At 71.0% G+C, this 9,100-nt stretch carries 9 protein-coding genes; 4 read left to right on the top strand and 5 right to left on the bottom strand.

Features of this window, described 5'->3' with window-relative positions:
* Positions 1–370: DUF3500 domain-containing protein (locus tag WA805_RS07155; protein WP_425241941.1), on the top strand; the 370-nt coding region annotated here is incomplete at its 5' end.
* A gap of 24 nt (positions 371–394) precedes the next feature.
* Here WA805_RS07155 and WA805_RS07150 read toward each other — a convergent pair.
* Entirely contained in the window at positions 395–1,699 is a 1,305-nt protein-coding gene (locus tag WA805_RS07150; protein WP_422278909.1) for a citrate synthase, read from the bottom strand.
* 291 nt (positions 1,700–1,990) lie between these two features.
* On the opposite strand from WA805_RS07150, the gene WA805_RS07145 reads away from it, so the two are divergent.
* Together WA805_RS07145 and WA805_RS07140 are read left to right on the top strand one after the other, a co-directional pair.
* On the top strand, positions 1,991–2,926 hold the full coding sequence (locus tag WA805_RS07145) for an LLM class flavin-dependent oxidoreductase (protein WP_422324130.1): 936 nt from the start codon (positions 1,991–1,993) through the stop codon (positions 2,924–2,926).
* Between the two features lie 187 nt (positions 2,927–3,113).
* Positions 3,114–4,256: a 12-oxophytodienoate reductase gene (locus tag WA805_RS07140; protein ID WP_425241940.1), complete on the top strand. Its 1,143-nt coding sequence runs from the start codon at positions 3,114–3,116 to the stop codon at positions 4,254–4,256.
* 36 nt (positions 4,257–4,292) lie between these two features.
* On the opposite strand, the gene WA805_RS07135 is transcribed toward WA805_RS07140, so the two are convergent.
* Genes WA805_RS07135 through WA805_RS07120 form a run of 4 tightly spaced genes read right to left on the bottom strand, consistent with a single transcriptional unit; the run spans position 4,293 to position 8,706 of the window.
* A complete protein-coding gene (locus WA805_RS07135; RefSeq protein ID WP_422289913.1) occupies positions 4,293–5,195 on the bottom strand; it encodes an aldehyde dehydrogenase family protein in 903 nt (300 codons plus the stop codon).
* A complete protein-coding gene (locus WA805_RS07130; protein ID WP_422289915.1) occupies positions 5,188–6,633 on the bottom strand; it encodes an aldehyde dehydrogenase family protein in 1,446 nt (481 codons plus the stop codon). Before WA805_RS07130 ends, WA805_RS07135 begins: the two co-directional genes overlap by 8 nt.
* Before the next feature lie 11 nt (positions 6,634–6,644).
* Positions 6,645–7,571 carry a deoxyribose-phosphate aldolase gene (deoC, locus tag WA805_RS07125; RefSeq protein ID WP_422289917.1) on the bottom strand — a complete coding sequence of 309 codons (927 nt, stop codon included), beginning with the start codon at positions 7,569–7,571 and terminating at the stop codon, positions 6,645–6,647.
* A 25-nt stretch (positions 7,572–7,596) separates the two neighbouring features.
* Positions 7,597–8,706 (bottom strand): amidase, encoded by a 1,110-nt coding sequence (locus WA805_RS07120; protein WP_422323813.1) that lies wholly within the window; start codon positions 8,704–8,706, stop codon positions 7,597–7,599.
* Positions 8,707–8,865: 159 nt separating this feature from the next.
* Between WA805_RS07120 and WA805_RS07115 the strand changes: the two genes are divergently transcribed.
* Positions 8,866–9,100: DUF3054 domain-containing protein (locus WA805_RS07115; protein ID WP_425241939.1), on the top strand; the 235-nt coding region annotated here is incomplete at its 3' end.

The raw sequence follows: 9,100 nt of genomic DNA, 5'->3' as shown, positions 1-9,100 counted from the left end.
CAGCTACCTGCGGGACGGGCCGAAGGGGGTGCGCGGCGCAGACCTGGACGGCAGGCAGCTAGACGCGCTCGTCGAGCTGGTGGCGGCGTTCGCCGGGCGGCTGCCGGACGAGGTCGCGGCGGCGGAGCTGGCGCGGGTCGACGCCGCGGGGCCGGAGAACCTCGCGTTCGCGTGGGCGGGCGGCACGGCGCCAGGCGAGCGGCACTACTACCGGGTCCAGGGGCCGGACCTGCTCATCGAGCACGACAACACGCAGGGCGGCGGGAACCACGTGCATTCGGTGTGGCGGAACCCGGGCAACGACTTCGGTGACGACATACTGGCGGCCCACTACCGCGCGGAGCACTCCTCCGGGGAGAAGCAGCGGTAGCGGGCCGCCTAGAGTCGGGGCGCCCTAGCGCTTTTCGATGTCGACGAACTCGCGCTCGCCTGGGCCGATGTAGACCTGGCGCGGGCGGGCGATCTTGGTGGCCGGGTCGTGGATCATCTCCCGGTAGTGGGCGATCCAGCCGGGGAGCCGGCCGATCGCGAACAGCACCGTGAACATCCGGGTCGGGAAGCCCATCGCCCGGTAGATCAGGCCGGTGTAGAAGTCGACGTTCGGGTACAGCTTGCGGCTGATGAAGTACTCGTCGTTCAGCGCCACTTCCTCGAGCTGCTTCGCCAGGTCGAGCAGGTGGTCGTCAGGAGCGAGCTTGGTCAGGAGCTCGTCGGCGGTCGCCTTGACGATGCGGGCGCGCGGGTCGTAGTTCTTGTAGACCCGGTGGCCGAAGCCCATCAGCTTGACGCCTGGCTCCCTGTTCTTCACCCGGCTGACGTACGCGGTCACGTCGCCGCCCTGATCGCGGATGTCCTCGAGCATCTCGAGGACCGCCGCGTTGGCGCCGCCGTGCAGCGGGCCGAACAGCGCGTTGATGCCGGCCGAGATGGAGGCGAACAGGTTCGCCTCGCTGGAACCGACGACGCGGACCGTGGAGGTGGAGCAGTTCTGCTCGTGGTCGGCGTGCAGGACGAAGAGCATGTCGAGCGCCTTGGCGACCGCCGGGTCGACCTGATACGGCTCCGTCGGCAGGCCGAACGTCATGCGCAGGAAGTTCTCGACCAGGCCGAGCGAGTTGTCCGGGTACAGGGTCGGCTGGCCCACCGAGTTCTTATAGGCGTAGGCGGCGAGGGTCGGGACCTTGGCGAGCAGCCTGATGGTGGACAGGTCCACGTTCGGCTCGTCGAACGGGTTGAGGCTGTCCTGGTAGAACGTGGACAGCGCGGAGACGGCGCTGGACAGCACCGGCATCGGGTGGGCGTCGGCGGGGAAGCCGTCGAAGAACTGCTTCAGCTCCTCGTGCAGCAGGGTGTGCTTGGTGATCTGGCTGGTGAAGTTCGCCAGCTGCTCGGCGGTCGGCAGGTGGCCGTAGATCAGCAGATAGCTGACCTCCAGGAAGGTCGACTTCTCCGCTAGCTGCTCGATCGGGTAACCGCGGTAGCGCAGGATGCCCGCGTCGCCGTCGATGTAGGTGATCTCCGACGAGCAGGCGGCCGTGTTGACGAAGCCGGGGTCGAGGGTCACCATGCCGGTCGTCGACAGTAGCTTCGTCACCTCGATTCCCGGGGCTCCTTCGGTCGCTGTCTTGACCGGTAGGTCGAGCTCACCACCGTCGTAGTGCAGCGCGACCGAGCCATTGGCGGACGATGCTTCGGGCATGCGCGGTGTCCCTTTCACATTTCGCACGGGACGCGCGCACGGCAGAGCGGCCGGGATCGCCGACCGGGGCACCGCCCCGTTTTGGGTCCTGAAACTTTACTTTGCACGCTAGTACGCGCCGGGTCATGCGGAAACCAGGATGACATGGGACAACGATCACAGTTATCGCCAGGGGGCCGGTTGCGCGGCTTCCCGCCCGGCAATCGGTGGCAAAAAGTGTCATTTTTGCCAGATGCGGGTCGTTCGGGGGACGCTCTCCCGCCGTCGCGGGCCCCGGCTTACTATGCGGGCATGAGGTTCGCGATCTCGATCCCCCAGTTCTTTGGCGACGGCGAGTTCTCCCCGGCGGACTTCCGGGCGTACTTCGAGCGCGCCGAGGCGTTCGGCGTGTACGAGAGCGCGTGGGCGCAGGAGATGACGCTCGGCCCGTCACCGCAGCTCGCGCCCCTGGAGGCGATGACGTACGCCGCCGCGTGCACGTCCTCGCTGCGGCTCGGCTGCACGGTGTTCGTGACCACCTTGCACAGTCCGGTCCAGCTGGCCAAGGACCTGGCGACACTGGACCAGGTGAGCGGCGGCCGGGTCGAGGCCGGCGTGGGGTCCGGCGGGCCGCGGCGGCCGTTCGCCGCGTACGGGATACCGGCCGACAGGTACCTGGCGCGGTTCACCGAGGGCATCCGGCTGGTTAAGGCGCTGTGGACGGAGCCTTCTGTCACGTTCGACGGCGAGTTCTGGCAGCTCAAGGGCGTCGCGATGGAGCCTAAGCCGTATCAGAAGCCGCACCCGCGGCTGTGGTTCGGCGGGTCCGCTGAGGCGGCGGTGCGGCGCGGGGTCCGGCTGTGCGACGGCTTCTTCGGGGCCGGATCGTCGCCGACGGCGGCGTTCGCGACGCAGGTGGCCACGGCGCGGGCCGTGGTGGCCGATCGTGGGCGGCGCGTGGGGTTCGGTCCCGGCGAGTTCCCGATCGCGAAGCGGGTGTACATCGCGATCGACCCTTCGGACGGTTCTCGGGCGAGGCAGCGGATCAACGACGCGCTGGCGCGGATGTACGGCCACCGGGTGCCGGCCATCGAGTCCGCGGCGATCGCGGGGACGCTTGGCGAGTGCGCCGAGGCGGTCCGCGCGGTGATCGACGCGGGGGCGGAGATGGTGCTGTTCACGCCGCTGTTCGAGGTGCCCGAGCACATGGAGCAGATCGCCACGGAGCTCATCCCCCGGCTGGCGTAGCGGCGGGCGCCCCCGCACGCGGGCGGCGGGTCATGATCGTGGGTCGGCCGGTCCGGTGATTGGGTGTCGTTGGGGGGCTATAGCGCCCGGAAGGACACCCGATGATGGTTGTCAGGTCGCGCTTGGCCGCGGGGCGAAAAGCGGCGATGATCAAAGCCGGTGACCAGTCTCGTGTGGCGGGGAGCGCATGACACAGATCAAGGAGGCCCGGGCGCAGGCTCCGGGGCCTGACATCGCGCCGCTTCTCCAGCCGCTGGAGATCGGGCGGCTGCGGCTGCGCAACCGGTTCGTCCTGCCGGGGATGCAGCGCGCGTGGACCGTCGACGGCGCGCCCACCGAGCGGATGCGCGAGTACTACCGTCAGCGCGCCCTCGGCGGCACCGCGCTGGTGATCACCGAGGCCTGCGCGGTCGATCATCCCAGCGCGACGTCCAACTCCCTGTTCGGCTGGCTCACGGCCAGGACCGCCGGCGCCTGGGCATCGTGCGTCGACGCCGTCCACTCGGCGGGCGGCGCCATGCTCCTGCAGCTGTGGCACCAGGGGGCGGTCGACACCGGCGGGGCGGACGAGGGCTCGGGCTTCGTCGCGCTCAGCCCCTCGGGCCTGGCGCACCCGGACAAGCCGTTCGGCCGCGCGGCGAGCGCCGCCGACCTCGCCGCGATCCGGCAGGCCTTCGTCCGGAGCGCCGTTTACGCCCGGGAGACCGGCGCGGACGGCGTGGAGATCCACGCCTGCCACGGCTACCTCCTCGACCAGTTCCTGTGGCCCGCGACCAACCGCAGGGCCGACCGGTACGGCGGCGCGGCGATGTCCGGCCGCGCGGCGTTCCCCGCCGAGGTCATCGCGGCGGTCCGTGAGGCGACCGGCCCGGACTTCACGATCTCCGTCCGGATCTCGCAATGGAAAGAGCTGGACTACGAGGCGAAGATCGCGACGACCCCCGGCGAGCTCGGCCAGCTCGTCTCGATCCTGCGGTCGGCGGGCGCCGACCTGTTCCACGTGTCGACCCGCCGGTTCTGGACCCCGGAGTGGGACGGCTCCGATCTCGGCCTGGCCGGCTGGGTGAAGTCGTTCACCGACGCGCCGGTGATCGCCGTCGGCAGCGTCGGCCTCGACGTCGACGTCATGGCCACCCTCGAAGGCGAGGAAGCCAGGCCGACCGGCGATAGCAGGATCGAGGACCTGATCCGGCGGTTCCGGCGCGGCGATTTCGACCTGGTGTCCGTCGGCCGGAGCCAGATCGGCGACCCGGACTGGGTCGCGAAGGTGCGCGACGACCGGATCGGCGACATCAGGCCGTTCCGCCGCGCGGACATCGCCTTTCTGTGACGCCCGTGACGCCTGTGATGCCTGTGACCCGGGCGCTCACACGCCCAGCGGGTGCCACACGGTCTTCGTCTCCAGGGTGGCGATCATGCGGTCGAGGCCGGGTTCCGCGGTCCAGTCGCTGACCGGCAGCCGCACCACCCGCTTGAGGTTCTCCGCGGCGGCGACCGCCAGGTCGTCGGCGAGCGCGCCCGGCGCGTCCAGCGCCCCCGCCAGGTCGATCGCGTTCACGTCCATGTGCGAGGCCAGCCACGGGGCGATCTCGGCGGCCCGGCCGGTGAGCAGGTTCACCACTCCCCCTGGCACGTCGGAGGTGGCCAGCACCTCGGCGAGCGTCACCGCGGGCAGCGGGTACTTCTCGCTAGCGACCACGACCACGGCGTTGCCGCTCACGATGGGCGGTGCCAGCACGGAGACGAGGCCGAGCAGCGGGCTGTCCTGCGGGGCGAGTACGGCCACCACGCCGGTGGGCTCTGGCAGCGAGAAGTTGAAGTAGGGGCCGGCCACCGGGTTGGCGCCGCCGCGCACCTGGGCGAGCTTGTCCGCCCAGCCCGCGTACCAGACCCAGCGGTCCACCGCCGCGTCGACCTCGGCGAACGCCGACTTGTGCGAGCCGCCCGCGGCCAGCCGCACCTCGTCGGCGAACTGGGCGCGGCGGCCCTCCAGGACCTCGGCGACCCGGTAGAGCACCTGACCGCGGTTATACGCGGTGGCCCCTGACCACCCGGGGAACGCCTTGCGCGCCGCGACCACCGCGTCCCTGGCATCCTTGCGCGAGGCCAGCGCCGCGTTGGCGAGGAAGCCGCCGCCGGCGCCCGTCACCGCGAAGGAACGACCGCTCTCCGAGCGGGGAAACGCGCCGCCGATGTACAGCTTGTAGGTCTTGCGGACGGCGATGCGGCCCGCCTGGGCCGTGGCGGTCGTCTCGGCGGCCTCAGACATCGGCGTTCCCCGTCACGTCGAGGTAGGCCTCGAGGCCGTGCCTGCCGCCTTCCCTGCCGAACCCGGATTCCTTGTAGCCGCCGAACGGCGACGACGGGTCGAACCTGTTGAACGTGTTCGCCCAGACCACCCCGGCCCGCAGCCGGGACGCCATCCACAAGATCAGCGACCCCTTCTCCGTCCACACCCCGGCGGAAAGTCCGTACGGGGTGTTGTTCGCCTTCTCTACCGCCTCGGCCGGGGTGCGGAATGTCAGCACGGACAGCACCGGCCCGAAGATCTCCTCCCGCGCGATCCGGTGCGCCTGGGACACCTCGGTGAACACGGTCGGCGCGAACCAGAACCCGCGGTCGGGCAGCGGGCACGGCGCGGACCACCGGGACGCGCCCTCGGCCTCGCCCGACGACACCAGCTCGCTGATCTTGTCCAGCTGCGCCCGCGAGTTGATGGCGCCGACGTCGGTGTTCTTGTCTAGCGGGTCGCCGAGCCGCAGCGTCCCCATCCGCCGCCGCAGCGCCGCGAGCACCTCGTCGTACACCGACTCCTGCACCAGCAGCCGCGACCCCGCGCAGCACACGTGCCCCTGGTTGAAGAAGATCCCGTTGACGATGCCCTCGACCGCCTGGTCGACCGGCGCGTCGTCGAAGACGACGTTCGCGGCCTTGCCGCCGAGCTCCAGCGTCAGCCGCTTGCCCGACACCGCGCAGGCGCGGGCGATCTCCTTGCCGACCTCGGTCGAGCCGGTGAACGCGACCTTGTCGATCCCCGGGTGCGCCACCAGCGCCTGCCCGGTCGCGCCGTCGCCGGTGACGATGTTGACCACGCCGGGCGGCAGGTCGGCCTGCTGGCAGATCTCGGCGAACAGCAGCGCGGTGAGCGGCGTGGTCTCGGCCGGCTTCAGCACGACCGTGTTCCCGCAGGCCAGCGCCGGCGCGACCTTCCAGGCCAGCATGAGCAGCGGGAAGTTCCACGGGATCACCTGGCCGACCACGCCGAGCGGCCGCGGCGACGACCCGAACCCGGCATAGCCCAGCTTGTCCGCCCAGCCCGCGTGGTAGAAGAAGTGCGCCGCCGCCAGGGGCACGTCGATGTCGCGCGACTCCCTGATCGGCTTGCCGTTGTCCATCGTCTCGAGGACCGCCAGCTCGCGGGAGCGTTCCTGGATCAGCCGGGCGATCCGGAACAGGTACTTGCCCCGCTCCCGGCCCGGCATCGCGGACCAGGTCCGCTCGTACGCCTGGCGGGCGGATGCGACCGCCCGGTCCACGTCCTCAGGCCCGGCGTGTGTCACCTCGGCGAGGACCTCCTCGCTGGCCGGCGAGATCGTCTTGAAGACCGAGCTGCCGGGCACGAACGCCCCTCCGATGAACAGCCCGTAGGAGTCACGCAGCGTAACGGTCGCACGCGACTCGGGCGCCGGCGAATACTCAAAACGCATAACCCACCCGATCAGTCCACAGTCATGTAATCGGGACCGGAATACCGTCCGGTCGCCATCCTCTCCCGCTGCATGAGCAGGTCGTTCAGCAAGCTGGAGGCGCCGATCCTGAAGTACCGCGGGTCTAGCCAGTCCTCGCCGACGGTCTCGTTCACCAGCACCAGGTACCTGATGGCGTCCTTTTCCGTGCGGATCCCCCCGGCCGGCTTGACCCCGACCTGCCGGTCCGCGAAATCACGATAGTCGCGCACCGCCTCGAGCATGACCAGCGTGACCGGCAGTGTCGCGGCGGGCGTCACCTTGCCCGTCGAGGTCTTGATGAAATCCGCCCCGGCCAGCATCGCCAGCCAGGACGCGCGCCGCACGTTGTCCAGCGTGCTGAGCTCGCCGGTCTCCAGGATTACCTTCAGGTGGGCATCCCCGCAGGCGGCGCGCACCGCGGTGATCTCCTCGTAGACCAGCCCGTACCGGCCGGTCAGGAACGCGCCCCTGTCGATGACCATGTCCACTTCGTCCGCGCCGGCCGCGACCGCCGACTTCACGTCGGCGAGCTTCACGTCGAGCGCGGCCCGGCCGGACGGGAACGAGGTCGCCACGCTCGCGACGCGCACCGTGGACCCGGCGACCCCGGCGACCGCCTCGGGCACCAGGTCGGGATAAATGCACACCGCGGCAACCGGCGGGGCGCCGTAGCCCGGCTGCCGCGCCTTGGCGCACATCGCGCGCACCTTGCCCGGCGTGTCCTGCCCCTCCAGCGTGGTGAGGTCGATCATGGCGATGGCCAGGTCGATCGCCTGCCGCTTGCTGTCGGTCTTGATCGAGCGCGTGGCCAGCGTCTCCGCCCGCGCCCGCGCGCCAACCTCGTCGACGCCGGGCAGTCCGTGCAGGAACCGCCGCAGCGACTGCTCTGAGGCAGCGATGTCACCCGCGACGTTCATCCGATCATTCTCCCACGGTAACGGGCTAGCCGGCGACCGCCGCCTCGACCACCCGGCCGAACGCCAGCACCGTCTCCTCCTCGGCCGCGATCACCTGCAGCGAGGCGATCACGCCGCCCTTGGCGGGCACCGGCAGCGCGAGCGCGGCCAGCCCGGCCAGGTTCACCGGGGCGGTCAGCAGGTTGAGCGGGAAGCCGCGCTGGCCGAGCAGCGGCGGCTGCGCGGCGAGCGTCGGCAGCACCAGCACGGGGAAATCGGCGAGCAGCGAGCGGAACACGGCCTTGACCTGGTCCCGCGTCTGGTCGGCATCCGCCCTGTCGGCGCGGCTGAGCCGGGCGCCGCGCTCCATGTTCCGCCGCACGTGCGGGCTGAGCTGGTTCAGGTACGGCATCAGGTAGGCGTTGCAGCGGAAACCCTCGGCGTCGATGATCACGCCGGCCGCGTCCAGCGCGGCGCGGAAGTCACAGCACGCGACGTGCGTCACGGCCACGCCGGCCGCCGCGAGCGCGCGGTCCACGGCCGCGTCGATCGCCGGGTCCACGCCGCCCTCGACGCCGAGCACGCCCAGCCGGGCCGCCGTCAGCTCGGCCTCCGGGCGCGCCGTGAAGCCAGGCTCGATCAGCCGCATCCCGAGCTCCACCGCCGCGACGTCCCTGCCGATCGGCCCGACGGTGTCCAGCGACGGCGCCAGCGGGTACACGCCCTTCACCGGCACCCGGCCCCGTACCGTCTTGAGGCCGGCCACCCCGCAGCACGCGGCCGGGATGCGAACGGAGCCGCCGGTGTCCGTGCCGAGCGAGACGTCCGCTTCCCCCGTCGCGACCGCCACCGCCGATCCGCTGGACGACCCGCCGGGCACCCGGCGCGGATCCCTCGGGTTCACCGGCGTCCCCGCCCAATGGTTCACCCCGCTGGCTGACCAGCACAGCTCGGTGAGCGCGGTCTTGCCCGCGATCCGTGCGCCGGACTCGCGCGCCGCTGCGACCACTGCGGCGTCGTTGGCGGCCGGCTCCGCCATCTCCGCCACGACAGGGCACCCGACGGTCGTCGGCACCCCCGCTACGTCGATGCAGTCCTTCACCGCGAGCCGAGGGCCGGCGCCCTCCGGCGCCATCCGCACGATCCACGTGCCCATGACCTCATCATGACTCAAGAAACAGACTTTTGTTCCGAACGTACGGGGCCGACTCTCAGGCAGCCGTTACTCGCAACGTCGTCGATGTCGCATCGTCCACACTCTTGCGTGGTGGATGTCGCATCGACCACGTTCCGGGCCGGGGATACCCTTGCCGGCATGCGTTCTGCTCGGGCCCCTTGGGTGGCGCTGGTCCTCGACGTGTGCTGCGTGCTCGTCTTCGTGATCATCGGCCGCGCCAGCCACACCAAGGGAGAGGCGGTCGGCGGCATCGCCTCGACCGCGTGGCCGTTCCTCGCCGGGCTGGCCGCCGGCTGGCTGGCCGCGCGTGCCTGGCGCCGCCCGCTGGCGCTGCGCCCCACAGGGATCGCCCTATGGCTGTGCACCGTGGCAC

This window comes from Trebonia sp., from assembly GCF_049794275.1.
Taxonomy (GTDB): domain Bacteria; phylum Actinomycetota; class Actinomycetes; order Streptosporangiales; family Streptosporangiaceae; genus Trebonia.
The sequence above is the reverse complement of the archived record's forward strand: the minus strand, read 5'-3'. Positions and strand labels throughout refer to the sequence as shown.